23 protein-coding genes and 1 tRNA gene are annotated in these 23,919 nt (G+C 66.1%); 11 read left to right on the top strand and 13 right to left on the bottom strand.

Going from position 1 to position 23,919, the window contains the following annotated elements:
- Positions 1-17: 17 nt before the first annotated feature.
- Both P2G67_RS01730 and P2G67_RS01725 read left to right on the top strand, forming a co-directional pair.
- Positions 18-446 (top strand): universal stress protein, encoded by a 429-nt coding sequence (locus tag P2G67_RS01730; RefSeq protein ID WP_275819397.1) that lies wholly within the window; start codon positions 18-20, stop codon positions 444-446.
- Positions 447-578: 132 nt separating this feature from the next.
- Positions 579-655: transfer RNA gene (locus tag P2G67_RS01725), tRNA-Pro, on the top strand.
- Between the two features lie 79 nt (positions 656-734).
- Here P2G67_RS01725 and P2G67_RS01720 read toward each other — a convergent pair.
- The 7 genes from P2G67_RS01720 to P2G67_RS01690 form a co-directional block, all read right to left on the bottom strand.
- On the bottom strand, positions 735-1,265 hold the full coding sequence (locus P2G67_RS01720; RefSeq protein WP_275819395.1) for a gamma-glutamylcyclotransferase family protein: 531 nt from the start codon (positions 1,263-1,265) through the stop codon (positions 735-737).
- Between the two features lie 94 nt (positions 1,266-1,359).
- Positions 1,360-2,739 (bottom strand): phosphoglucomutase/phosphomannomutase PgmG, encoded by a 1,380-nt coding sequence (gene pgmG, locus P2G67_RS01715; protein ID WP_275819393.1) that lies wholly within the window; start codon positions 2,737-2,739, stop codon positions 1,360-1,362.
- Between the two features lie 17 nt (positions 2,740-2,756).
- The gene (galU, locus tag P2G67_RS01710) at positions 2,757-3,626 is read right to left on the bottom strand and encodes a UTP--glucose-1-phosphate uridylyltransferase GalU (RefSeq protein WP_275819390.1); all 870 of its coding nucleotides are present in this window, start codon (positions 3,624-3,626) and stop codon (positions 2,757-2,759) included.
- A 119-nt stretch (positions 3,627-3,745) separates the two neighbouring features.
- Positions 3,746-4,471: a DnaJ domain-containing protein gene (locus P2G67_RS01705; protein WP_275819388.1), complete on the bottom strand. Its 726-nt coding sequence runs from the start codon at positions 4,469-4,471 to the stop codon at positions 3,746-3,748.
- Positions 4,472-4,489: 18 nt separating this feature from the next.
- Positions 4,490-5,233, bottom strand: a complete 744-nt coding sequence (locus P2G67_RS01700) for a VWA domain-containing protein (RefSeq protein WP_275819386.1) — start codon at positions 5,231-5,233, stop codon at positions 4,490-4,492.
- 87 nt (positions 5,234-5,320) lie between these two features.
- On the bottom strand, positions 5,321-6,205 hold the full coding sequence (locus P2G67_RS01695) for a division plane positioning ATPase MipZ (protein WP_275819384.1): 885 nt from the start codon (positions 6,203-6,205) through the stop codon (positions 5,321-5,323).
- A 91-nt stretch (positions 6,206-6,296) separates the two neighbouring features.
- Entirely contained in the window at positions 6,297-8,255 is a 1,959-nt protein-coding gene (locus P2G67_RS01690) for an acetyl-CoA carboxylase biotin carboxylase subunit (protein ID WP_275819382.1), read from the bottom strand.
- Between the two features lie 242 nt (positions 8,256-8,497).
- Here P2G67_RS01690 and P2G67_RS01685 point away from each other — a divergent pair, with 242 nt between their 5' ends.
- Entirely contained in the window at positions 8,498-9,307 is an 810-nt protein-coding gene (locus tag P2G67_RS01685) for an Ivy family c-type lysozyme inhibitor (protein WP_275819380.1), read from the top strand.
- A gap of 103 nt (positions 9,308-9,410) precedes the next feature.
- Positions 9,411-10,043, top strand: coding sequence for a glycerol-3-phosphate 1-O-acyltransferase PlsY (gene plsY, locus P2G67_RS01680; protein WP_275819378.1), 633 nt, complete (start codon positions 9,411-9,413; stop codon positions 10,041-10,043).
- A 35-nt stretch (positions 10,044-10,078) separates the two neighbouring features.
- Here the strand turns inward: plsY and P2G67_RS01675 are convergent, their stop codons facing one another.
- Positions 10,079-10,267, bottom strand: a complete 189-nt coding sequence (locus P2G67_RS01675) for a DUF3008 family protein (RefSeq protein WP_275819376.1) — start codon at positions 10,265-10,267, stop codon at positions 10,079-10,081.
- A gap of 90 nt (positions 10,268-10,357) precedes the next feature.
- Here P2G67_RS01675 and P2G67_RS01670 point away from each other — a divergent pair, with 90 nt between their 5' ends.
- Genes P2G67_RS01670 through topA form a run of 3 tightly spaced genes read left to right on the top strand, consistent with a single transcriptional unit; the run spans position 10,358 to position 15,664 of the window.
- On the top strand, positions 10,358-11,788 hold the full coding sequence (locus tag P2G67_RS01670; protein WP_275819374.1) for an alkaline phosphatase D family protein: 1,431 nt from the start codon (positions 10,358-10,360) through the stop codon (positions 11,786-11,788).
- A gap of 60 nt (positions 11,789-11,848) precedes the next feature.
- Positions 11,849-12,982: a DNA-processing protein DprA gene (dprA, locus tag P2G67_RS01665; RefSeq protein WP_322099619.1), complete on the top strand. Its 1,134-nt coding sequence runs from the start codon at positions 11,849-11,851 to the stop codon at positions 12,980-12,982.
- Positions 12,983-13,039: 57 nt separating this feature from the next.
- A complete protein-coding gene (topA, locus tag P2G67_RS01660; RefSeq protein ID WP_275819370.1) occupies positions 13,040-15,664 on the top strand; it encodes a type I DNA topoisomerase in 2,625 nt (874 codons plus the stop codon).
- A 12-nt stretch (positions 15,665-15,676) separates the two neighbouring features.
- Here topA and P2G67_RS01655 read toward each other — a convergent pair whose 3' ends face one another.
- On the bottom strand, positions 15,677-16,162 hold the full coding sequence (locus P2G67_RS01655) for a DUF1178 family protein (protein ID WP_275819368.1): 486 nt from the start codon (positions 16,160-16,162) through the stop codon (positions 15,677-15,679).
- 47 nt (positions 16,163-16,209) lie between these two features.
- Here P2G67_RS01655 and P2G67_RS01650 point away from each other — a divergent pair, with 47 nt between their 5' ends.
- The 3 genes from P2G67_RS01650 (at position 16,210) to P2G67_RS01640 (ending at position 18,047) form a co-directional block, all read left to right on the top strand.
- On the top strand, positions 16,210-16,764 hold the full coding sequence (locus P2G67_RS01650; protein WP_275819365.1) for a class I SAM-dependent methyltransferase: 555 nt from the start codon (positions 16,210-16,212) through the stop codon (positions 16,762-16,764).
- 91 nt (positions 16,765-16,855) lie between these two features.
- The gene (locus P2G67_RS01645) at positions 16,856-17,491 is read left to right on the top strand and encodes a DedA family protein (RefSeq protein ID WP_275819363.1); all 636 of its coding nucleotides are present in this window, start codon (positions 16,856-16,858) and stop codon (positions 17,489-17,491) included.
- Positions 17,492-17,564: 73 nt separating this feature from the next.
- Entirely contained in the window at positions 17,565-18,047 is a 483-nt protein-coding gene (locus P2G67_RS01640; protein WP_275819361.1) for an RrF2 family transcriptional regulator, read from the top strand.
- An 18-nt stretch (positions 18,048-18,065) separates the two neighbouring features.
- Here the strand turns inward: P2G67_RS01640 and P2G67_RS01635 are convergent, their stop codons facing one another.
- Genes P2G67_RS01635 through hemC form a run of 4 tightly spaced genes read right to left on the bottom strand, consistent with a single transcriptional unit; the run spans position 18,066 to position 22,663 of the window.
- Positions 18,066-19,448: a heme biosynthesis protein HemY gene (locus P2G67_RS01635; protein ID WP_275819359.1), complete on the bottom strand. Its 1,383-nt coding sequence runs from the start codon at positions 19,446-19,448 to the stop codon at positions 18,066-18,068.
- A 4-nt stretch (positions 19,449-19,452) separates the two neighbouring features.
- Positions 19,453-21,000: a carph-isopro domain-containing protein gene (locus tag P2G67_RS01630; RefSeq protein WP_275819357.1), complete on the bottom strand. Its 1,548-nt coding sequence runs from the start codon at positions 20,998-21,000 to the stop codon at positions 19,453-19,455.
- A complete protein-coding gene (locus P2G67_RS01625) occupies positions 20,997-21,725 on the bottom strand; it encodes a uroporphyrinogen-III synthase (protein ID WP_275819355.1) in 729 nt (242 codons plus the stop codon). Before P2G67_RS01625 ends, P2G67_RS01630 begins: the two co-directional genes overlap by 4 nt.
- Positions 21,725-22,663 (bottom strand): hydroxymethylbilane synthase, encoded by a 939-nt coding sequence (gene hemC, locus P2G67_RS01620; RefSeq protein WP_275819353.1) that lies wholly within the window; start codon positions 22,661-22,663, stop codon positions 21,725-21,727. Before hemC ends, P2G67_RS01625 begins: the two co-directional genes overlap by 1 nt.
- 135 nt (positions 22,664-22,798) lie before the next feature.
- Between hemC and tsaD the strand changes: the two genes are divergently transcribed.
- On the top strand, positions 22,799-23,878 hold the full coding sequence (tsaD, locus tag P2G67_RS01615; protein ID WP_275819351.1) for a tRNA (adenosine(37)-N6)-threonylcarbamoyltransferase complex transferase subunit TsaD: 1,080 nt from the start codon (positions 22,799-22,801) through the stop codon (positions 23,876-23,878).
- The last annotated feature ends 41 nt before the right edge of the window (positions 23,879-23,919 follow it).

The following is a 23,919-nucleotide window of genomic DNA, read 5'->3' as shown; positions in this document are numbered from 1 at the left end:
ACCCTAGGGAGGCTGCCATGTATCGCGACATACTCTTGGCTGTCGATCTATCGAACCCGGAGACGCAGGAAAAGGCGGTTGCAACCGCAATCTCCTGCGCCCGCTCCTTCGGGGCGAGGCTACACGTGATCTCGGTCGTGCCAGATTTCGGCATGTCGATGGTTGCCGGTTTCTTTCCCAAGAACTATGAGCGCGACGCTCTGGCCCAAGCCAACAAAGCGCTTCACGCCTATGTCGCAGAGAAAATCCCTGACGATATCTCCGTGCAGCACATTGTCGGCCACGGAACCATCTACCGTGAAATCCTGCACTACGCCGACAAGACCGGCTGCGACCTCATCGTCATGGCCTCGCATCGCCCGGAACTGGAGGATTATCTCCTGGGCCCCAACGCCGCCCGCGTGGTACGCCACGCCAAAGCCTCGGTGATTGTGGTGCGCGATTGAGGCCGAGCGACCCGAAGACCAAGCGGTTCGAAAATCAATCGTCCGAGGCTTGCGCTTCATCGTTGCAAGCCCCCCTGGGAGCGGCTATATAGCCGCCCGGATCGCACGCTTTAGCGGCGCGCTCCGCTTCGCCGGGGAGTAGCTCAGCCTGGTAGAGCACTACGTTCGGGACGTAGGGGCCGGAGGTTCGAATCCTCTCTCCCCGACCAACCGGCAAAGCCAAGAAACGCCCGCCTGAAATGGCGGGCGTTTTGCTTTCTCACCTCTGTGGGCCAGGCCCCACCGAAGTCAGGCCGCCTCCTGCCAGGAGAGCGTATCCTCCGGCATTTCCAGATCTGCCGCGAGCGCCTGGATTGTGCGGCGGAAGGGCCAGTTCATGTCGTGGGCCTGTCCGTTATCGACACCAAACTCACGCATCCAACGGCTGGTGTCGGCCAGGAGCCGGCGCTTGTGCTGCATGCGCCAGCGCTGCAGGCTCCAACTGCGCTGGGCCGCAAGCCCGGGGTGCACTGCCATGAAGATCCAGGCCTGAGCGGCCGCCCCATCGGTTGCGCGCACCCGGCGTTGCTGCGGCAGGTAGAGGTCACCCTCGAAGTGGGCCATGCGATAGAGCGCGCGGGCATCCAGACCGGAGACCAACAACCCGTCTACCCGGCTGCGTGCATCGGAAACCAGAACCGGATAGGTGCCATGCCGGGCGCGAACCCGGCGATAGCCGCGCAGGCGCGCCGGTTGCAGTTCCAGCGACTCAGCGATGTGCGGCATGACCGCCGCGCGCACTTCGGGATCGAGAAGGGTCCCATAGAAAAAGAACTGCATCGGCCCAGCCCCAGCGTTGGAAAGGGCCGATGCCTAACGAATCCCGTGATGCGGCGCAATGGCCCGCGTCGGGATTCGATGCCGATATCGAAGATCAGTTCTCCTGCGCCTCGATGCCGCTGGCCGCAAGCTGTTCATTGAGGGTCCGACGCAGCCGCTCGAGGGCCGCTTCATCCTGGGCTTCGCAGCGTGCCACCAGCACATCCTGGGTATTGGAGGCCCGCAGCAGCCACCAGCCGCTTCCATCGCGCACCCGCACGCCATCAGTGGCATCGACCTCCGCGCCGGCCTCCTGCAGGCGCGACCGCACCTCTTCGATCACCGGCTTCTTGCGTTCCTCGGGACAGGGAAAGCGCAGCTCCGGCGTGTTCATCACTTGTGGCAGGCTGTCCCGGAACTCGGCCAGGCTCTTGCCCCAGCTTCCCAGGGCGTTGAGCAGGCGCACTGCCGCATAAAGCCCGTCATCATGGCCATAGAAGTGGTCGGCGAAGAAGAGGTGTGCGCTCATCTCCCCGGCAAAGGGCGAATCCACCTCCTGCATCTTGGCCTTGATCAGGGAATGGCCCGTCTTCCACATCAGCGGCGTGCCGCCCAATTCGGCAATGCCGTCGAAGAGGATCTGGCTGGCCTTCACGTCGGCGATGATGGTGGCGCCCGGGCGCTCCTTCAGCACATCGCGCGCCAGCAGCAGCATCATCTGGTCGCCCCAGAGCGGCCGCCCCTGCCCGTCCAGCGCGCCGATGCGGTCGCCGTCGCCGTCGAAGGCGATGCCCAGGTCGCAGCCTTCGCGCAGCACCGTCTCCTTGAGGGTTTCGAGGTAGCGCGGCACCGTCGGGTCGGGATGGTGGTTGGGGAAGGTGCCATCGACCTCATCAAAGAGCAGAATATGCTCGCCGGGAAGACGCTCGGTCAGGCGGCGCATGGCCGGGCCGGCGGCGCCGTTGCCCGCGTCCCAGGCGATCTTCAGGCTTTCCGGCCCGTGGAAGTCCTGCACGAGGCGGTCGACATAAGCCTCGAAAACATCGTGCGTTTCCGGCTCAGCCGAGCCGCTCTCAAAATCACCGGCCGCGGCCATCCGCCCCAGGGCCTGGATATCCTCCCCGAAGACGGCCTTCTTGCCCAGAACCAGCTTGAAGCCGTTGTACTCCGGCGGATTGTGCGAGCCGGTGATCATGATGCCGCCGTCGGCATCGAGATGATGCACCGCGAAATAAAGCTGCGGCGTCGGCCCAAGCCCGATCTTGAGGGCAGTCACCCCGGCGGCCGAAAGACCCTCGACCACCGCCGCTTCCATGTCCGGCGAGGACAGGCGACCGTCATAGCAGACGGCGACGCGTGACCCGCCACGCCGACGAACGGCAGTTCCCACGGCACGACCCAGGGCCCGGGCATCGGCTTCATGCAGGGTCTTTCCAACCACCCCGCGCACATCGTACTCGCGCAGCAGGGTCGGATCGAAGGTATGGGCTGGCATTATCGAGGCTCCTCGAATCACGCGTAGGTCTTCAAAATGCCCTGCATCGCTTCGCGCAGGTCGTCGCGTGCGAGTGCATAGGCCACATTGGCTTCGAGGAAGCCTTCCTTGCTGCCGCAATCAAAGCGGGTGCCCTCGAACCGCAGGCCATGGAAGGGCACATCAGTGATCGTGCGAGCCATGGCGTCGGTGAGCTGAATCTCCCCGCCGGCCCCCGTCTCCTTGCGGTCCAGCGCGCGCAGCACCTGCGGGTCCAGGATGTAGCGGCCGATGATCGAGAGGGTTGAGGGCGCTTCCGAGGGGTCCGGCTTCTCGACCAACCCCTTGGCCTTGGCCACCCGCCCGTCGTCCTCCACCACGTCGAGGATGCCGTATCGCTTGGTGTGCTCGCGCGGTACGTCCATGACAGCAACGACATTGCCGCCCACGCTGCCATGCACCTCCACCATCTGCGCCAGGCAGGGGGTCTGAGCCAGCACCAGATCATCGGGCAGCAGGACCGCAAAGGGCTCGTCGCCGATGAGGTGGCGCGCGCACCAGACCGCGTGCCCCAGACCCAGAGGCTGCTGCTGCCGGACGTAAGCGATCTGCCCGGCCTCGAACATGGTGTCGGAAAGGCTTTCCAGCGCCTCCTGCTTGCCGCGCTGCTGCAGGGTGGCTTCCAGTTCGAAGGCATGGTCGAAGTGGTCTTCCATCGCGCTCTTGCCGCGGCCGGTGACCAGGATGAACTCTTCGATTCCCGCGGCCTTGGCCTCCTCCAGCGCGTACTGGATCAAGGGCTTATCGACGACCGGCAGCATCTCCTTCGGCATCGACTTGGTGGCCGGGAGAAAGCGCGTGCCCAGCCCCGCAACGGGGAAGACTGCTTTCCGGATGGCTTTGCTCATGTCCGTTCCCTGTTCACTTTGACCCGAATTGTATAGCATTCGATCTATCTATAGGCGCCAGCGGCGAGCGCGGCAACCGAGGCCTCCCCCGCGGCCGCTAAAGGTTTCAGGCCGCCGCATCATCGACCCAGAAGCACCTGCTTAGCCTGGTTGATCTTGGCCGCCAGATAGTCGCTGCCGCCGAGATCGGGATGAAGCTGCTGCATCAAGCGTCGGTGCGCCGCCTTGATCGCCGCTTCGTCGGCGTCCGGTCCAATGCCCAGCACGGCGCGGGCCTCCTCCACGCTCATCGTACCGCCCATCGAGGGCCCGGCGTTGCCCGCCCCCTGATCGGCGCTGGCCTCGTCCTCGCCCGAACCGCGCCACTCCGCGCCCTGGGTGCGATCCAGGTAGGCTTCCAGCACCGACGCCGATTCCTCGTCCTCGGCACGGCAATCGCGCAGCAGGGCCAAGAGTTCCGCCGCCGTCAGTTCCGACAAGTGCCGGCCGCGAAAGGGCCCCTCCAGCACCGTTCCCTCCATGGCGCCGCTGTCGTGATCGAGGCGCATGCGCAGGAAGCGGGTAACGATCTCCGAGATCTGCCCGCTGTCGCTGCCGGAAGGCGGACTCCAGCTGCGCAAGCGCCCGATGGCCTGAGCAAGCAACGGAAGCAACAGCGGCAGGGCCACGGCGAGAAGCTGGCGTGCCGCACCCAGGACGACCAGCAGCAGCAGTGCGCCACCGGCCACCGCGGCCACCCAACGCAGCGCCCGCAGCACCTCTCCCGGCTGGGCGTTGGCGAACCAGCGCAGGCCGGCCACGACCGCCACAAGCAGCGCGACACCGACCAGGAGCCAGAGGAGCATGGGCGCCTTGTCTCCGCTTCAGAGCAGCTGGTGGGTGAGCTGCAAGGCGGCGCCGCCCCGCGCTTGCGAAAAATCGGCCAGCGCCTGCCTGCCTCCAGCGGCGAAGACCGCCACGGCAGCCAGAAGATCGCGCAGTTCCTGAACCGAATTGCTATCGAAGCGGCAGCATGCGCCGCCGGTCAATCGTGCGATCTGTTGAAAGGCCTGGCGCGCCGCGGGATCGTGGCCTTCCTGAAACAGGAAGCAGGGCACGCCCAGCAACCCCAGTTCACCGGCAAGATGACCCAGTTCGTCAACGTTCTCCTCGACACAATCACCGACGAAGACCAGGGCGTTGACCTTCCGCTTGCGACTTTCCTTCGCGGCGTGACGCAGCACACGGGCGATCTGAGTGCGTCCGGCGAGACACTTCACCGCGGTCATGGCACGCAGCAGGCCGCCGGCATCGGCGTGCCACTTGCTTGCCTTGCACTCACCGAAACCGCGATAGAAGAGAAGTTGGATATCGAGACCGCCCAGCCCGGCGGCCGCCTCGAACATCTCCGCCTGGGTGTTCATCGCCCGGTCCCAGGTGGGCTGGCGGCTGGCGGTGGCGTCCAGGGCGAAGATCAGGCGCCCGCGTCCGCTTCCCTGCTTCCGCGGAGGCGGCGTGGCGGCGACCTGACGCAAAAAGGCGTCTACCTCACTGCGTTTCCCACCGCTGCGGTCCGGCTGCGACGGCGCCGTCCCGGTCTTGTTTGGAAGCTTGCTGTCCCTGCTCATCACAAGGCTTAAGGTAGGCACGTCAGCGCCCGGGCGCCAGACTTGGAGCCTTCACGGCGGTAACGAAAGGCCGGGGACGTCAGCGGATCAGAGCACCGCAGCCCGGGCAAAGGCCTCCTCGGCACCGGTTTCCTCGCTGCCCAACCCGATGGTGCGCAGCAGCTCGCGCACTTCCTGGCGGGCGGCGATGTGGCTCATGGTCAGGCCCTCGCCGCTCTCCTTCAGGTCGAGCAGCGTCAGCCCCTTGGGGAAGAGCTCGCGGAAAATCACCCGCTCGCCAAAGCCGGGCGCAAGCCGGAAGTTGATGCGTTTGGCCAGTTGGGTGAGCAGCGCGCCGACACGCTGCTTGTTGCGGGCGTCCAGGTGCGAGAGCCGGTTGCGCATCACCACCCAGTCGATGGGTCGGCCGCCGGCCTTGGCGCGCCTCAGCCGTTGCTCCCAGACCATCTGGGCATAGACGCTGGGCCCGAGGATCTTCTGGCCGTCGGGATCGATCCGGGCCAGGAGGTCGAGATCGACAAAGGAATCGTTCATCGGGCTGATCAGGATATCTGCCAGCGTGTGCCCGAGGCGCGAGAGATGAGAGTCCGAGCCCGGCGTGTCGATGACCAAATAGTCGCAGTCCGCCAGGTCCATGCGCGCCTGCTCGAGCGCTCCTGCTTCCTCGGCCTCGGCAGCGTCGCGGTCAGCGGCCTGAGAGCGCTCCACCTTACGCAATTCGGGTTGCGGCAGCGACAGGCCTTCACGCTCGCAGAAGCTGCGCCGGTTCTCCACATAGCGCGAGAGCGTGCCCTGGCGGGCGTCGAGGTCGATCACACCGACGCTGCGTCCCGTGCGAAGCAGAGCGACCACCAGGTGCATGGCGGTGGTCGACTTGCCGGAACCGCCCTTCTCATTGCCGAGCACGATCACGCGGGCCGGCGGCTGGGAACGGCCGGCCGGGGCAATCGATGGATTTGGCGCAATCGACACGACTCGGGCCTCACGCAGTGGACGACTGCTCAGGCTTTAGCGGATGCGCCGGCCCCGGAAAAGACACAGCAGCCGACAGGACCGCGCAGGCCTACTCGAACTCGACGATCTTCTGGTCCACCGAGAGACTGTCGCCGGGCTGGGCGTGGATCTCCTTGACCATGCCATCAGCCAGGGCGCGCAGCACGTTCTCCATCTTCATGGCCTCGACCACCGCTACCTCTTCGCCGGCCTTCACGCTCATGCCCACCTCGACCTTGAGGGTGACCAGCAGGCCCGGCATGGGCGAGAGCACGAACTTGGAGAGGTCCGGCGGCTCCTTGACCGGCATCAGCGCCGCTAGTTTTCCGACCGAGCGGCGCAGCACCAGGGCGGAGACCATCGTGCCGTCGTGGCGCAGCAGCAGCCGCGGTCCCAGGGCATCCACCTGCAGCGTCATGGGGCGACCATCGACCCGGCAGCGCAGCAGCGGCTGTCCCGGCCACCAATCATCGCCCTCGACGCGGATAGCCCGCTCGCCACTGTGCGCCAGGATGCCGCCTTCACTGGGCTCGACGCGAAGCTGCTTCTGCTCGCGATCCATCTCCACCACCAGTTCACGGGCCTTTAAGGGCTCCCCGCGTGCCTGGCGCAGCAGCTCCAGATAGGCCGCCACGGCCGAGAGTTCGTCCCGCTCGGCCTCAGACAGTGCCCGGCCGGTGAAGCCGTCAGGAAACTCCTCGGCGATGAAATCGGTGGAAAGTCGGCCCTCGCGAAAGCGTGGGTGCGCCATCACCGCCGAAAGGAAGGCCATGTTGTGGTCGACACCGCGGACGTAGTAGGCGTCCAGCGCCGTGCGATGGCGGTCGATCGCCGCCTCACGATCCGGCCCCCAGGTCACCAGCTTGGCAATCATGGGGTCATAGTACATGGAAATCTCGGCGCCTTCCTGCACGCCGCTATCCACGCGCACGCCCTCTTCCTCCTTGGGCTCCTGGTAGCGGCGCAGGCGGCCGATGGACGGCAGAAAGCCGCGGGCCGGATCTTCGGCGTATACGCGGGTCTCCACGGCCCAGCCGTCGCGTCGGACCTCGTCCTGGCCGAAACTCAAACGCTCACCGGCCGCGATCCGGATCATCCACTCCACCAGATCGAGGCCGGTGATCATTTCGGTCACCGGGTGCTCGACCTGCAGGCGGGTGTTCATTTCCAGGAAGAAGAAATTGCGGTTCTGATCGACGATGAACTCCACCGTCCCGGCTGAGCGGTAGCCGACGGCCTCGGACAGGGCCACGGCCTGCTCGCCCATGGCCTTGCGCGTTTCCTCGTCGAGAAAGGGAGAGGGTGCTTCCTCCACCACCTTCTGATGCCGGCGCTGGATGGAGCATTCGCGCTCCCAGAGGTAGAGGCAGCGCCCCTGCCCGTCGGCCAGAATCTGAATCTCGATGTGGCGCGGCTGCTCTACATAGCGTTCGATGAAGACCCGCTCGTCACCGAAGCTGCCGCGTGCCTCGTTTTGAGCCGAGCGGAAGCCGTCGCGCACCTCTTCGGCGCTGCGCGCGATGCGCATACCCTTGCCGCCCCCACCGGCCGAGGCCTTGATCATGACCGGCAGGCCGACCTCCTCGGCGATGCGCACGGCATCTTCCGCGCTGTCGATCTCACCGATATAGCCGGGGACAGTGTTGACACCCGCCTTGTCGGCCAGGCGCTTGGACTCGATCTTGTCGCCCATGGCAGCGATGGCATTGGCCGGCGGTCCAATGAACACCAGCCCAGCCGCTTCCACCGCTTCCACAAAGCTGGCGCGCTCGGACAGAAAGCCGAAGCCCGGGTGGATCGCCTGGGCGCCGCTGCGCTTGGCCGCCTCTATGATCCGATCAGCCTGCAGATAACTTTCGGAGGCCGCAGCACCGCCGATGTGCACGGCCTCGTCGGCCTGGCGCACATGCAGCGTGTCAGCGTCAGCCTCGGAATAGACCGCCACCGTCTTGATCCCGAGCCGGCGGCAGGTCTTGATGATACGACAGGCGATCTCGCCTCGGTTGGCAATCAGTATCTTGTCGAACACTCTCGCCCCTCCTGGAAACGGCCCTAAGGGTTAGAACGGAGGGCGCTGGACCTGTCAACGTCCAGGCAAGGCCTGTCCAGGGGGCCTGGCCGGCACTCTGGTCCCCCGCCCACCCCCCTGTCCCACAGACATTGGCGATTCCGTTTCACAGGATACTTCTCAGGGTTGTGTCGCCTCTAGATATGCGGAATGATAGGGCCTCCTGTTCGCCTCTTGAACGAACCATGCCCCGGAGCGGACCCATGCGCCCTACTCTCTTCGCCCTCTCGCTGTTCGCGGCTTTGCTCGCCATGCCAAGCGCCTGGGCGTTCCAGGCCTACGACACGCCATCGGGCCGGGCGCAGATCATCGAACTTGAGGGCGAAGGTTATATGGTCGCCATCGGCAACCAGGTCATTCCCTTAAATACTTACTCCAGGTCGTATCTTTCGACCCGCGTCGGCAACTACATCCTTGTGTCCATCTCCAGCGGCGGGGTCGCTTGCCCGACGACTTTCGCCTGGCTGGACACCTCGGCAGGAAACGTCCGTCTCAGCGAGACTTTCGGCACCTGTGCGGAAGGTGGCGAGGTCACCCACGCCGATGGCATCCTCACCGTGACCATGAACTCCTACAACGCAAGCGAGGGCAATGTCGCCTTCGACTACGATGGGAAGACCATCACGCGCCGCGTCCTGGGACTTGAAGAGTCCGACATCGCGAAGGCAGCCGCCGGCAATCCTGATGCCTGGATCGGCGAAAGCATGCACGAGTTCCTGACCGCGGCCGAAACGGAAGCCGATCTCATCGCCGCCTTTGGCTGGGACGACCTGGATCAGTTGCGCAACTCGACCATCGTGGGGAGCGGGGGAATGGAAGCGGATGGTGACTGGATCGTGGGATCGGGCTGCAGGCCGCACATGTGCAACACAGATTACGGCGCCTTTGCCATCCACCGTCAGACCGGCAGCCTGCTGGGTGCGCTCAAGTCCAGCGGCGAGAAGCCCCGGCTGATCGGCGAACCCGTCGGTGCTTTGCCCGCGGAGATCCGCGAAGTCTTGATCCGGAACTGACGGCGGTCAGCCTCACGGAGTAGGAGAGCGACTTCCGCACCTTGACGCCGGGGCCCGGCAAGCGCCATCACAGGCCTGACCAAAGGCAGCAAAGCGACGCGCGATGCCGGACCCCATTTCCTGGGCCTTCTCCTGGCCCTATCTCCTGACCGCCGCGGTGGCCGGCTATCTGCTTGGCGCCATCCCCTTTGGGCTGCTTCTGACCCGCCTCACCGGCGCCGGGGATCTGCGCCGCATCGGTTCCGGCAACATCGGCGCCACCAACGTTCTGCGCACCGGCCGCAAGGACCTGGCGGCCGCCACCTTGCTGCTCGATGGTGGCAAAGGAGCGCTGGCGGTGCTGGTCGCCGGCTGCTGGGGCCCGGACATGGCGCTCAGCGCCGGTCTGGCGGCTGTGGTGGGGCACCTCTTCCCGATCTGGCTGCGCTTCAAGGGGGGAAAGGGCGTTGCCACAACACTCGGCACCCTGCTCGCCATCGCCTGGCCATTGGGCCTCGCCACCTGCGGTGCCTGGCTGCTGGTGGCCGCGGTGACGCGTTATTCCTCGCTCGCCGCTCTGCTCTCTCTGGCCGCAGCCCCAGCATTGGCTTGGTGGCTGCTGGGCGATCTGCAACTGGTGGAGTTCGCAGGGATCCTGGCGATCCTCGCTTGGCTGCGCCACGCCGACAACATCCGCCGGCTGCTGCGGGGCGATGAACCACGCATCGGGCAGCGGAAACCGGAGCAGAAACCCTGAGCCACCTCGGGTCGCAAGGCTTCAGTCTGAAAAAGTCACTCTTTCGACGCGTGCTCCGGCTTGCCCTTGCGCTTGGTGGACGCCATGTCGTCGAGTTCCTTCTCGCTCATCGAGTCATACATCTCTTTGGAAGCGCCTTGCAGGTCCTTTGGGTTTTGCTCCCCTCGCTTCGCCGCCAGGGCCGCACCCGCCGCCTTCTGTTGAGCCTTTGATTTTGCCGGCATGAACACTCACCTCCTTTTGAAGCTCTCCCAGACCAATTCTCCTGACCGCGGTCAAGTTCCCCTCCCCCTTCACGGCACAAGGCTTGCCGAATGACGCAGGAAATCGTCGGTCCCATTCTGCTGGCCCGCGGCTTCGAGGAGGGCAAGCACCGCCTCTCCGCACTGCTGATCACCGCACGTGATCAAGCCCCCCTGCCTCTGACCCCTGCCAGCGGCCAGGCGGTAGAGCCGCTTCGCCTTTCAGACAGCCGGCAGCGCACGATCTGGCGTTACGATTTCGCGCTGTCACCGCAGCAGTCGCACTACCAGTTGGGACCCGAGACTTTTGAGGTGGCCGTGACGGACACGCCCCAAACCCGGGTGGCATTCGTATCCTGCAACGGTCAGGAGGACGGCGACCTGCTGCGCCCCGAGGGCGAGAGAAACGCGCTCTGGTATCGGCTGCGCGAAGAGCACGAAGCCGCGCCCTTCCACCTCATGCTGCACGGTGGCGATCAGCTCTACGCCGATCCTGTGTGGGAAGCGCATGCTGCGCTCAAGCGCTGGACGGAAGCGGGCCGGCGCGAACAGCTCGGCATGGACTTCACCGAAGAAATGCGTGCGGCCGCCTGCGAGTTCTACATTGAGCGCTATTGCCAGGTCTACGCGCAGCCGCCCACAGCCTGGTTGCTGGCGCGGGTGCCCTCGCTGATGATCTGGGACGATCACGACATCTTCGACGGCTGGGGCAGCCACCCCGAGGAGGTGCTCGACTGCCCCGTGGGCGCCGGCGTTTTCCAGGCGGCTCGGCAGGCCTATTGCCTGTTGCAGCTGGGCATGCGGCCCGAGGATGAACCGCCAGGCGCCCTCGACCCCAGTGGCGCTTCTCTGGGTTGGGTTTTCCGTTACCCGGACTTCACGGTCATTGCGCCCGACCTGCGCTCCGAAAGGCGCCCCAATCAGGTGATGGGCGCACCCGGGTGGCAGGGCTTCCGCAACGCCCTGGAAGCCGAGCCGGACGACCGGCGCATTTTGATGCTTTCCAGCGTTCCCGCCCTGGGCCCGCGCCTCTCCTGGGTCGAGGCCTGCATTGGCTTCGTTCCGAAGTTGCGCCAGTACGAGGACGACCTGCGCGACCAGTGGCAAAGCCGCCATCATCGCAGCGAATGGATCCGTTTCCTCTCGTTTCTGGAGCAGCAGATCAACCTGCGCCGACAGCACATAACCCTCCTTTCGGGGGAGATCCATCTGGCAACCCGGGCCGAGATGCGCTTGGAGCATGGCGCGCTGCACCAGTTGGTCGCTTCTGGCATCGCTCATCCGCCACCGCCAAAAGCCTATGCGCGCGCGCTGGGACTGCTGGCCAGCTTCGGCGAAACGCCATTGCCAGGTCGCCCGATCTCGCTGCATCCCTTGCCGGGGCGAAGCAAAATCTACGCCGCCCAGCGCAACTTCCTTCTGCTGAACTGCAACGAGGCCGGCAGGTGGCACGCGGTCTGGTTTCTCGAAGAAACCGGCTGGACCGAGCCTCTGGACCTCTAGGCAACCCACGTTCTCCCAGAGCGACTTGACCGAGTTGCATTTTCTGTTAAGAGTTGCATGATGGCGATTACAACGGCATGCGGCCTCTCCGAGGCGGAGCGCCTGGCGCGCCTGCAGCTGGCGCGTACGGAGAATGTGGGCCCGGTGACCTTCCGGCAGTTGCTCCAGCGCTATGGCAGCGCCGACGCCGCGCTGGAGGCGCTGCCAGAACTGGCACGGCGCGGCGGCCGGCGGCGACCGGTTCGGCTCTGCCGCCGCGAGGCAGCAACACGAGAGATGGAGCGACTGGCCGAGATCGGGGCGCAGCTCTTGATCTACGGCGATGGCGACTTTCCACCGCCGCTTGCTGCCGTGAGCGACGCACCGCCGACACTTTCACTGCAAGGCCGGCGCGATCTGCTGGACCGTCCGGCACTGGCCGTTGTGGGCGCCCGCAATGCCTCCAGCAGCGGGCGCAGCCTAGCGCGGCACCTTGCTCGAGATCTGGCAGCAGAAGGGCTGCTGATCATATCGGGGTTGGCGCGTGGCATCGACGCGGCCGCGCATGAAGGTGCGCTTGATGATGGCACCGCTGCCGTCCTCGCCGGCGGCATCGACTGCATCTATCCGCCGCAGAACGAGGCGCTGCATCAGGCCATTGCCGATCAGGGGCTTCTTCTGGCGGAGCTGGCCCCCGGCACCGAGCCACAGGCCCGTCACTTTCCGCGGCGCAATCGCATCATCTCCGGGCTGAGCCGTGGCGTGCTCGTAGTGGAGGCGGCCCCTCGCTCCGGCTCCCTGATCACCGCCCGCCTGGCCGCCGAGCAGGGTCGCGAGGTCCTTGCGGTGCCCGGTTCTCCGCTCGATCCCCGCGCCCGCGGCTGCAATGACCTGCTGCGCCAGGGGGCCACTTTGGTCGAAACTGCAGACGACGTGCTCCAGGCGCTGGCCGGCCCACTCACACCGCTGCGTGAAGCCCCGCCGGTCAACTTCGAGCTGCCGGAGCTCGAAGAGACCGACAAGAATGCAGCCGATGCAGCACACCGGGAGCTGCGTGAGCTGCTGTCTCCCACCGCGGTATCGGTTGACGAACTCCTTCGCCAGTGCCAATTCTCCGGACCGACGGTCAGCCTTGCGCTCTTGGAGATGGAGCTTGCCGGCTTGATCGAACGTCGTCCGGGCAACCGTGTGGCATTGGCCGCCGAGCCTGGCTAACGGCCGTCCGGCGCGCAATCCGGACGCCCCTGCTTCTGGATAGCGCAGTAAAACCGCATGCACGTCGTCGTTGTCGAATCCCCCGCCAAGGCCAAGACCATCAACAAGTACCTGGGCAAGGACTTCGAGGTCCTGGCCAGCTATGGTCACGTCCGCGACCTGCCCTCGAAGGATGGCTCGGTCAATCCCGAGGCGGATTTCGACATGGCCTGGAGCGTCGATGAGCGCGGCGAGAAGCGCCTGCGCGACATCGCCCGTGCCGTAAAGCAGGCCGACCAGCTCTATCTCGCCACTGACCCGGATCGCGAAGGCGAAGCGATTTCTTGGCACATCGTCGAGGAACTGCAGCGACGCAAGGCGCTAAAGAAGGGCACGCCGGTCAAGCGCGTCGTTTTCAACGAGATCACAAAATCCGCGGTGATCGAGGCCTTCAAGCATCCACGCGAGTTGAACCGCGAGCTGATCGACGCCTATCTGGCCCGCCGCGCGCTGGACTACCTGGTTGGCTTCACGCTGTCGCCCGTGCTCTGGCGCAAGCTGCCGGGCAGCCGCTCTGCCGGCCGCGTGCAGTCCGTGGCGCTGCGCCTGATCTGCGAGCGGGAGTCGGAGATCGAGATCTTCCGGCCGCAGGAGTATTGGTCGCTTGCGGCGGAGCTGGAAGCCGTCGGACAGGGTCGCTTCAAGGCGCGCCTGGCACAGCTCGAGGGCGAGAAGATCGAGCGGCTGTCCCTGGGCAACGAGGGTGCCGCTCGCCATGCGGAGGAGGTGGTGCGCGCTGCCGGCACCTATCGTGTGGCCTCGGTGGACCGCAAGCAGGTCCGCCGCCATCCGCAGCCCCCCTTCACCACCTCGACCCTGCAGCAGGAAGCCTCGCGCAAGCTGGGGCTGGGTGCCACCCGCACCATGCGCCTGGCACAGCAGCTCTACGAGGGGCACGAGATCAACGGCGAGACGGTCGGGCTCATCACCTATATGCGGACCGACGGCGTCGCCATGTCCAACGAGGCCATTTCCCTGGCCCGGCAGATGGTGAGCGAGCAGTACGGCGACACCTATCTTCCCAGCGCGCCACGCCACTACAAGTCGAAGGCCAAGAACGCGCAGGAGGCCCACGAGCCCGTACGCCCGACGGATTTCCGCCGCACGCCCGAGCAAATGCGACGGTTCCTGCCTCAGGACGAGGCCCGGCTCTATGAACTCATCTACCTGCGCGCCTTGGCGAGCCAGATGGAAAGCGCCCGCTTCGAGCAGGTGTCCGTGGATATCGCTGTCGGCGATGGCCGCACCCGCCTGCGCGCCACCGGTCAGATCCCGCTCTTCGACGGCTTCCTGAAGCTCTATCAGGAAGGCCGCGATGAGGACAGCGAGGACGAGAACCAGGCGCGCCTGCCCAAGCTCGAGGAAGGTCAGGACCTGCATCTGCGCGACGTGCTGACCGAGCAGCATTTCACCCAGCCGCCGCCGCGCTATTCCGAGGCGAGCCTGGTGAAGAAGCTGGAAGAGCTCGGCATCGGCCGGCCCTCCACCTATGCCTCGATCCTCCAGGTGCTGCAGGATCGCGACTACGTGCGCCTGGAAAAGAAGCGCTTCATTCCGGAAGACCGCGGCCGCATGGTCACTGCCTTCCTGCAGGCCTTCTTCCAGCGCTACGTGGAATACGATTTTACTGCCCAGCTCGAGGACCAGCTCGACGACATTTCGGGCGGCCGCGAAGACTGGAAAGAGGTGCTGCGCCGCTTCTGGAGCGCCTTCTCCACTGCGGTCGAGGAGACAAAGGGGCTGCGCATCGCCGAAGTGATTGATGCGCTGGACCGGGACCTCGGCCCGCACTTCTTCCCGGTCGATGCGGAGAACCCGGACAAGGACCCGAGGCTCTGCCCTTCCTGCAACGAGGGGCGCCTGGGTCTGCGCATCGGCAAGACCGGCGGCTTCATCGGCTGCTCGAACTACCCCGATTGCCGCTACACTCGGCCGCTGGCGCAAGCCGATGGCGAAGGCGGTGATCTTGCCGCCGAACCGCGCAAGCTGGGCCTCGACCCCGAAAGCGGCCTCGAAGTGACCCTGCGCAAGGGCCCTTATGGACTGTACGTGCAACTGGGCGAAGCCGCGGCAAAGGGCGAGAAGCCCAAGCGCTCCTCGCTGCCCAAGACCCTGCCGCCGGACCAGGTCGACCTGGAACGCGCCCTGGCGTTGCTCTCCCTGCCACGCACACTGGGCCAGCACGAGGGCGAGGAGGTCACCGCCGGCATCGGACGCTTCGGCCCCTATGTGCGCAAGGGCAAGACCTACAAATCGATCCCGGCCGACGAGGACGTGCTCAATATCGGGCTCAATCGGGCGGTGGACCTTCTGGCACAGAAGGTGGAACGCGGTGGCGGTGCGCTCAAGACGCTGGGCGATCACCCCGATGGGGGCGAGGTGACTGTCCACTCGGGACGCTACGGCCCCTATGTGAAGCACGGCAAGATCAACGCCACCCTGCCCAAGGACAGCGATCCGCAAGCGGTCACGCTGGAGGAAGCCCTGCCCCTGATCGCCGCAAAGGCGGCCAAGGCTCCCGCAGGCAAACGCACAGCAAGCACCGCAAAGAAAGCGCCGGCCAAAAAGGCACCAGCCAAAAAGACTGCCGCGACCAAGACCACGGCGAAGAAGAAGGCACCGGCCGCGAAAAAGACCGCCTAGCGCGAGACGGGCTCAGGCGTCCTCACGCGGCACCCAGGGGATGCGTGCGAAGTCGATGCCTTCGTCCGCCAGGGCCTCGGCTTCCTCTCTGGAGGTTTCGCCGTAGATGCCGCGCTGCGCGCTCTCACCGTAGTGGATGCGCCGGGCCTCCTCGGCAAACTCGCCGCCGACATAATCACAGCTTTCTTCCACCTTGCGGCGCATGGCCTGCAGCATCCGGCGCAACTGCTCCGCCTGCGCCATGACGGCTTGGCTGTTCGGCGACGCTTGCTCGACCTGCGCCTCATCCGGCGCCTGGGGCGCGTTGGCTAGCGGTTGCTGCAGTTCGACCACCTCCTTGCCCACGCGCGGCGCCATCAGAGCCTTGCTCACCGCGGTCGAACCACAGTGCGGACAGGCAATGTTGCCGCTGGCTGAAAGCGTGTCGAAGGCTTCGGAATTGCGAAACCAGGAATCAAAGCCATGATCGTTGTCACAGGAGAGGGCGTAGCGGATCATCACAGGTGTTGCGTAAGAGGTTGCACTGACTGCTAAATGGCATTGCCATGGCAACAAGTAAAGATCACGCCCCGGGTTTGCCCCGGCCTTCCGCCTGGGTCTGTCGCTTTGCCCCGCTGATTCCGCCGGGCGGGGCCGTGCTCGATCTCGCCTGCGGCAGCGGTCGACATCTGCGACTGCTGCGCGCCATGGGCCATCCCGTGACCGGCGTGGACCGGGATATCAGTCCGCTTGCCGATCTGGCGCATCTGCCCGATGTCGAGATGATCGAGGCCGATCTGGAAAATGGTTCGCCTTTCCCGCTTGAGGGGCGGCGTTTCGACTGCGTCATCGTCACGAACTATCTGCATCGGCCTTTGTTGCCGCGGCTGCCGGACCTGCTCTCATCCGGCGGGCTCCTGCTCTACGAGACCTTCGCCCAGGGCAACGAGCGGTTCGGGCGCCCCAGCAACCCTAATTTCCTGCTGGCGCCGGGCGAGCTGCTGGAGGCTGTGCGCCAACAGCTCCAGGTCGTGGCCTACGAGCAGGGCGAAGTGTGGGAGCCGAAGCGGGCGATGGTACAACGCCTGGCTGCCCGCAAGATGGAGGAAGCGCAAGGCTGATCTGCGCCTGGGTGCGTTGTCCGGCCCTGCGCCTTTGGCTTAAAGAATCAACTTCAAAGGCCGCAAGCGGCCGCTGCGCGGAATCCCGACCTTGGAAGCCTTTCTCATACACTGGCTGGAGGTAGGCGGCCTGATTGCCCTGGTCGCCGTGATGGCGAGTGAGCGCTTCCTGCCTATCCTGCCATCCTACGCGGTTCTCGCACTGGGCGGCATCGCCGCCGCGGAAGGTGCCTATGGCGTTGAGGCCGCTATTTTTGCCAGCGTGCTCGGCTCCTTCCTCGGAAGCCTGGGCTGGTATGCTCTGGGCCACGCCGTCGGGCCGGATCGCGTGGACAACTTCATCGCACGACGCGGTCGCTGGCTGGGCTTGACGCCACGGGCCTACGATCAAGCTGCCCGCGGATACCGTAGACACAGCCGGCTGCTGCTGGCGCTGACGCAGCTTGTGCCCACTGTGCGTATCTTTGCCACCTTCCCCGCCGGCGTGCTTCGCGTGCCGGCCAAGGGCGTGCTGTTGCCCACCGTCATCGGAATCCTCGGCTGGAACGGGGCTTTCGTTTTGGCTGGCTATCTGTTGGAAGCCAGTCCGCTGGGCGAAGATGGCTTGGCCCTGCCGGTGCTGCTCGGCGTCGTGCTGGTGGAGGCGCTGCTGGTCTGGGGCGGCTATTTGCTTTGGCGCCGCTGGCGGGCCAGGCAGGCCGAACTCGCGGCGGATAGCTCGCGTTAAAAAGGGTGACCTTCACGGCATAGATGTTAGGCTCTGCCCCCAACACTCTGAAGATGGATCGGATTGACGCGGAATGATGTCGCAGAAGGCGCGCTATGCCTTGCGTGCCCTTATGGCGCTGGCGCGCCTGCCCGCGCAGCAGACAGTGATGATCTCGGAGATCGCGGCCGGCGAACGCATTCCGCATAAGTTCCTTGAGCAGATCCTGCTCGACCTCAAGCACCAAGGTCTTGTTTACAGTCGGCGCGGCCGCGGTGGCGGCTACGGCCTGCTAAAACGCCCGGAGGAGATCACCTTCGGTCAGGTGGTGCGGGGAATCGACGGGCCAATGGCGCCCCTGCCCTGCCTCAGCCGCACCGCCTATCGCCGCTGCAGCGACTGCCCCGATGAGGCGCGCTGCGGAATGCGCCGGGTCTTCGCCAAGGCCCACGCTGCCACGACAGCGGTTCTGGACAGCACCACCCTGGCAACGCTGCTCGACAATCCTGCGAGGGATCAAGAGGCACCGACGTCCCTCGCCGTGCCGGCAGCGTCTCAGGGTGGGCACCCCGCCTGAGACGCTCCCGAGCTCCGGTCAGGCAGCAGCCGGACTGGGAGAGCTTTCCTCTTCGTCCAGGTCGACGGTCTCTGCCTCGACCGCCTCCACAACGGCCGGGACCGAAGGCGCCAGATGCGGCGGCGTGCGCCAGCGCAGGCTATCCAGGCTGCCGCAGGCGCCGCAGTGGGGCGTCCAGCTGGGGGAAATGGCACCGCAGGTCTCGCAGAGCCAAGCCGGATCTGGAACCGCCACAGTTGCGCGCCGCAGCCACTCCTTGCCCGCCGCCTCGTCATGTTCCCCCTCCTCGATCTCCGCCATCAAGCGGCAGACCCGCTGTTCGGGAGGGGATTCCGCACTCAAGGCAGTCAGATGGCGACGCGCTTCACCCCAAAGCTCGGCACGCAGATCGACCCGTGCCAGCAGGATCCGGCTTTCGCGCTCCTCGCTGCGCCCCTGCACGAAGGCAGCGGCCCGCTTTGCCAGATCCAGGGGTGCGACATCGCCATTGAGCTCCAGCCAGGCATCCGCCAGGTCCGGATGAGGCGCACGCTGCCAGGCTTCCTCAAGCAGCTTCTCAGCCTTGCGCTTACGACCGCGCTCCGCAAGCAGGCGCACCTGAAGCAGCGTCGCAGCAACCAGGCTCGGCTCCAGCTTGGCCGCGGCACGGGCCTTGCTCTCGGCCGTCTCCTTGTCGCCTTCCACCAGCGCGGCTTCCGCGCGCTCGTAGATCACCACGGCACGCTTGCGCTGAGCCTCCGGCTTGGGCAGCACACCCTGGCGCTCGCTCTCCAGCATGACCGCTTCCGCCGTCGGCAGGTCGCCGCTCTTCTCGCTGAGTTCGAAGAGGTTGCCCAGAACCCAGGGCGCATCGGGCTGCAGGGCGCGCGCCCGATCCAGATGCTCCCGCGCCTCGGCTTCGTTACCCTCGCGCAGGGCCAGCATGGTCAAGCCTCGCAAGCCCAGAACCCGCGTCTCTTCGGCCTGGAGCATCTCTGTGTAGTGTTTGCGCGCCGTGCTCTCGTCACCAGAAAGCTGCGCAGTCTGAGCTTGGAGAAGCTTCAGGACCGGCTGCGGCTCCAGTAGGTCCGCGGCCTTGCGTGACCAGCGCTCCGCTCCCTTGGTGTCGCCGACATGCACAGCGACCAGACCCTGAGTCAGAGCCTCCTGGCCGCGGCGCTGCCGGCGGCGACCAAAGCCGCGCCGCACGCCGCCCGGTGCCCCGAAAATGCCCCGGAACAGGCGATAGAGCAGGATGACCACCACTGCCAGCACGGCCAAAGCCAGGACGAGCAGCGCCATGCTGGTGTCGATTCGGTATCCAAGCCATTCGAAGGCGACTTGACCGGGGTTGTTCGCGAGCCAGACGGCAATGGCGACCAGGATCGCCAGCTTGATGAAGAAGAAGATGCCGCGCCACATGGCCTCAGCCCTCCCCGCCGCTCAGGCGATTCAGGGAGACGCGCCCCAGTTCCCCCAGGGCCGCCTCGGCCTCCAGACGACGTTCGGCGCGTGCGCGCCAGGCACTCATCGCTTCGGCAGGCGCGCCCTCCAGGGCGTCGAGCTCCCCCAGGGCTGCGGCAACGTCTCCACCTTCCAGGCGGCTTTCGGCGCGGGCCAGAATGGCTTCCGCGTCGTTGCCTTCGGGCTCGCCCACGGAGCGCACGGAGACGAGATCCGAAACCCGCTCCCAGAGCATTCCCTGCCATTCGCTGTCGGCCCCCTCCGCCCGCTCTGCGGTGACCGCGCGCCGGGCGGCCTCCGCATAGCTGGCCTGGAGTGCAGCAAGGGTGGGCACACCGGCCTCTGCCTGCTGCTCGAGGCGTCCCAGTACGGCCTTAATGTCTTCATCCTGGCCGGCAAGCCGGCGCAGACCGTCGAGCTCCTCGGAATAGGGCCGGCCGGTGCGGAAGGCCTCGCGGAGCTGACCCGCCGCCAGGGCGATCACCGTTTCCTCACCGACGCGCGCACGTGCGGCAGCCACTTCGTCGAGCGCATCGCGCAAGCGTGCCTCGAGTGCCTCAATCCGGCCGGCAGCCCCTTCGATGCGACCGTCGAGAGCGTCCAATCGCGATTGGGTGATCTCGTCCGCCTCGGTAGGCGTCTCAGCCACCTCCTCGATCCGACCGGCCAACTCCTGCACCCGTGCTTCCAGGGCGCCCACCCGCGACTCCTCGTCATTGGCGCCGAGCGTGGTTTCCACACCTTCAAGACGCTCCGACAGGCGCTCGGTCACCGTGCGCAGGGACTCAAGTTCGCCGGATCCCTCACCGGCGCTGCCCTCGATATTGGCCAGGCGGCCGTCCATCTCTTCCAGGCGACTGCGCGCCTGCTCGATGGCGCGCTGTAGTTCGCTGGCGCCCTCACCCTCGACCCGCTGGTCCTCGAGGCGCTCCATGCGCCGCTCCAGTGCCTCGACTGCTGCCGCCGCCGGCGGCTCATCCCGCGGCATCCAGAGATCGCTCAGCAGGATGACAATCACCGCGCCGGCAGCCACCAGAACCCCGCCCAACAGCATGGCCGGAAGCGGGCTGGTCCGCGCCGGCGGTGCGTCCGCGGTTCCAGTCGCTCCGCCAGGCTCCGAGGCCTTGTCGGCCTCCTCTCCGACACTGCGCCAGGGCGTGGCATCGGACTGTTCCGTTTCCAGGGAGGTGCCGCCGTGGCCGGCTTCCGCGTCGGACTCCCGGGCGACAGCATCCGCTTCCGCCTCGTCACCGGCATCACCGCCGGAAGAGAAGGCTGCTTCGAGGTCGCTTTCCTCCAGTTCCAGCCCCTGATCTTCCGCCGCCTGCTCGATCTGAGATCGACGGGCGGGCGGGATGTGACCGCGGATCTTCCAACCCTGAACGGTGGACACGGCCACACCCAGCTTTGCCGCCATGGGACGAATACCGCCAAAGCGCGCGATTATCCGCTCCGCAGCGCTTCCGCCGCCCTCTTCGCCACCTGCGGTCTCGTCCCGGTCGTCACTCATGATCGCCCTTCCGCTTCTGTCTGTGCCGGCAGCAAACTCAACAACGCCGCCTGGTTCGGCGCCGCGGCTGTACGAATAGCGTGCCACGGCATTGAAACCACCGTCTGCGCAACAGCGTCGCTCAAACAGTACGCCGTCATTGCACTGCAAGCCTGCTGCAATCCCGCCCCCTCGATCAAGGCGGCAAAAGTTGCACCTGTACGAGGGGAAAAGAACAACGCGCCGTCAAGCGTACCCCTTTCCAGGGCGCTGACACAATCATGCGATAGCGCTTCGACAGCATCGGCTGCGTAAACAACGCAGCGGCGCAGATCGAAACCGTTAGCGCGCAGAGGATCGCTCAAGCCGTCCGCAACATCGCGCCCCGAGGGGTGCAACAGCGCCCCGTCTCGCGGATCCAAGGAGCGACGGATCAGGTCTGCGAGCGCGTGGGCATCGCCGTCGGCATCGTGCACCTCGGCAAAGCCGGCGCGGCGCGCCTCCTCGGCACTGCCCGGCCCCACGGCATAGACCGGAAGACTGCGGTCGGGCACCTCGGCCAGATAACCCCGCAGCCCGTTGCGGCTTGTGATCACGAGAGCCTGCAGCTCGGCACGCGGCGGCCATTCCACCGCGAGGCGGTGCAGGTGCAGCAGCGGCTCGCTCAGCCCCTGATGGCCACGCCGCTCAAGGGCAGCCAAGGTCTCGCCGGCATCCTCGCGTGGTCGTGTGACCAAGAGTCGCATCAGTGGGAAGCCAAAGAGGCGAAGAACTCTTCGCCCGCGTCCAGGCGCAGCCTTTGCCCAAGGCTCTGACCCAGTCGCAGAAAGTCTCGCTGCGATCCGGTCTCCTCGCCCTGCCAGACGCGGGCGCCGTCGGGTGTGGCCACCAGTGCACGCAGGCGCATACCCCCCTCCTGCGTACACTCCGCCAAGGCAGCGATAGGCGTACGGCAGGAACCATCCAACACGGCAAGGCAGGCACGTTCCGCTTCGACGCGCTGGCGCGTTAGCTCGTCGTCAATAGTGCGCAGCCACGCCTGCGTACGCTCGTCCGCCTTGCGACATTGCAGGCCGATCGCGCCCTGTCCGACAGCCGGCAGCATTTCATCCGTTTCCAGCACACTGTGCGGTCGGTCGTCCCGCCCCAGCCGACGCAAGCCCGCCAGGGCCAGGAGCGTTGCATCGATATCTTTCGCCGCCAGCTTGCGCAGCCGGGTGTCAACATTGCCGCGCAGGGAGACGACGCGCAGATCCGGCCGCAGTGCCAGGACCTGGCTCTGCCGCCGGAGGCTCGACGTTCCAACCACCGCGCCCTGCGGCAGATCCACAATTCGATGGCCGTGCGGCGAGAAGAAAGCGTCACGCGGATCTTCACGCGGGAGATAAGCGGCCAGTTCCAGTGACTCCGGCGGCCAGGTGGGCATGTCCTTCATCGAATGCACGGCCACATCGATCCGCGAGTCGAACAGAGCCTCCTCGATCTCCTTGGTGAAAAGCCCCTTGCCACCAATCTCCGACAGGGGACGGTCTTGAACCCGGTCACCGGTGGTCTTGATCACGACGATCTCAACGGCGTCAGGCGCCGCAAGTTCCGGGTGCGCTTCCGCCAGGCGGCGTTTGGTCTCTTCCGTCTGGGCCAAGGCCAGAGGACTGCCGCGGGAACCGAGACGAAGCAGGGGCATGAAGGCCTCCGGAAAAACAGCGGTCAAACAGGCCGCCCTTATAGGCCGACTGCCTGCCATGCACAAACCGCGGCGATGCCGACCTCGCCGGCTTTTGCCATGTCTCCTGCCCGCCCCCATGTTACACAAAGCATCATGCTGATCCTTGGTATCGAAACCTCCTGCGACGAAACCGCCGCCGCTGTCGTTTCCGACGCGGATGTCGGCGCACGCCTGCGCGCGAACCTGGTCTTCACGCAATTGGAAGAGCACCGCCTCTACGGCGGCGTCGTGCCGGAAATCGCCGCGCGCAGTCATCTTGAGCGGATCGATGCCCTGGTGGCCGAGGCCCTGCGCGAGGCCGGCGTGGACTTTGCCGATCTGGATGCCATTGCCGCAACCACCGGTCCCGGTCTTATTGGCGGGGTCATGGTTGGCATGATGACCGCCAAGGCGATCGCCGCGGTTCACGGCAAGCCCTTCGTGGCAGTCAATCATCTGGAGGGCCATGCCCTGACCGCCCGCCTCACCCACGACCTGCCCTTCCCTTACCTGCTGCTACTGGTCTCGGGCGGGCATTGTCAGCTGCTGGCGGTCGAGGGCGTGGGACGCTATCGCCGCTATGGCGGGACCATAGACGACGCGGTGGGCGAAGCCTTCGACAAAACGGCGAAGCTGCTTGAACTGGGCTATCCCGGCGGCCCCGCCGTGGAACGCCGCGCGCGCAGCGGTGATCCGCGGCGCATCGCGCTGCCCCGGCCCATGGTGGGGCGCCCGGGCTGCGACTTCTCCTTCTCCGGCTTGAAGACCGCCGTGCGGCACGCCCTTGGCAAGCTGGAATCCGTCACCCCGCAGGACAGGGCCGATTTGGCCGCAGCCTTCCAGGCGGCAGTAGCGGACGTGCTCGCTGACCGTTCCGCCCGGGCGCTGGCCCGCTTCCAGGCGGAAACCGGCCAGAGCGGGCCGTTGGTGGTGGCCGGCGGGGTTGCGGCCAATGCCACCTTGCGCGCGCGCCTCTCTGATGTGGCGCAAGCCCAGGGCACCGAACTGATCGCGCCCCCAATGGCGCTTTGCACGGACAACGGCGCCATGATTGCCTGGGCGGGGCTGGAGCGATTCCGCCTGGGTGCCGTCGACGGCCTGGACTTCCCGGCCCGGCCGCGCTGGCCGCTGGACAGCCTGAGCGCGCCCACGGCATCGACGCCAGCAGCAACCGCAAGCGAACTTGCGTCCTGAGCTGCCGAACAGGCCGCTTGGCGCCTCACCGCAAATCGGGT

The organism is Aquibaculum arenosum (assembly GCF_029222965.1).
Lineage (GTDB): Bacteria > Pseudomonadota > Alphaproteobacteria > Kiloniellales > DSM-21159 > Aquibaculum > Aquibaculum arenosum.
This window is presented reverse-complemented; position numbering and strand designations above follow the sequence as displayed.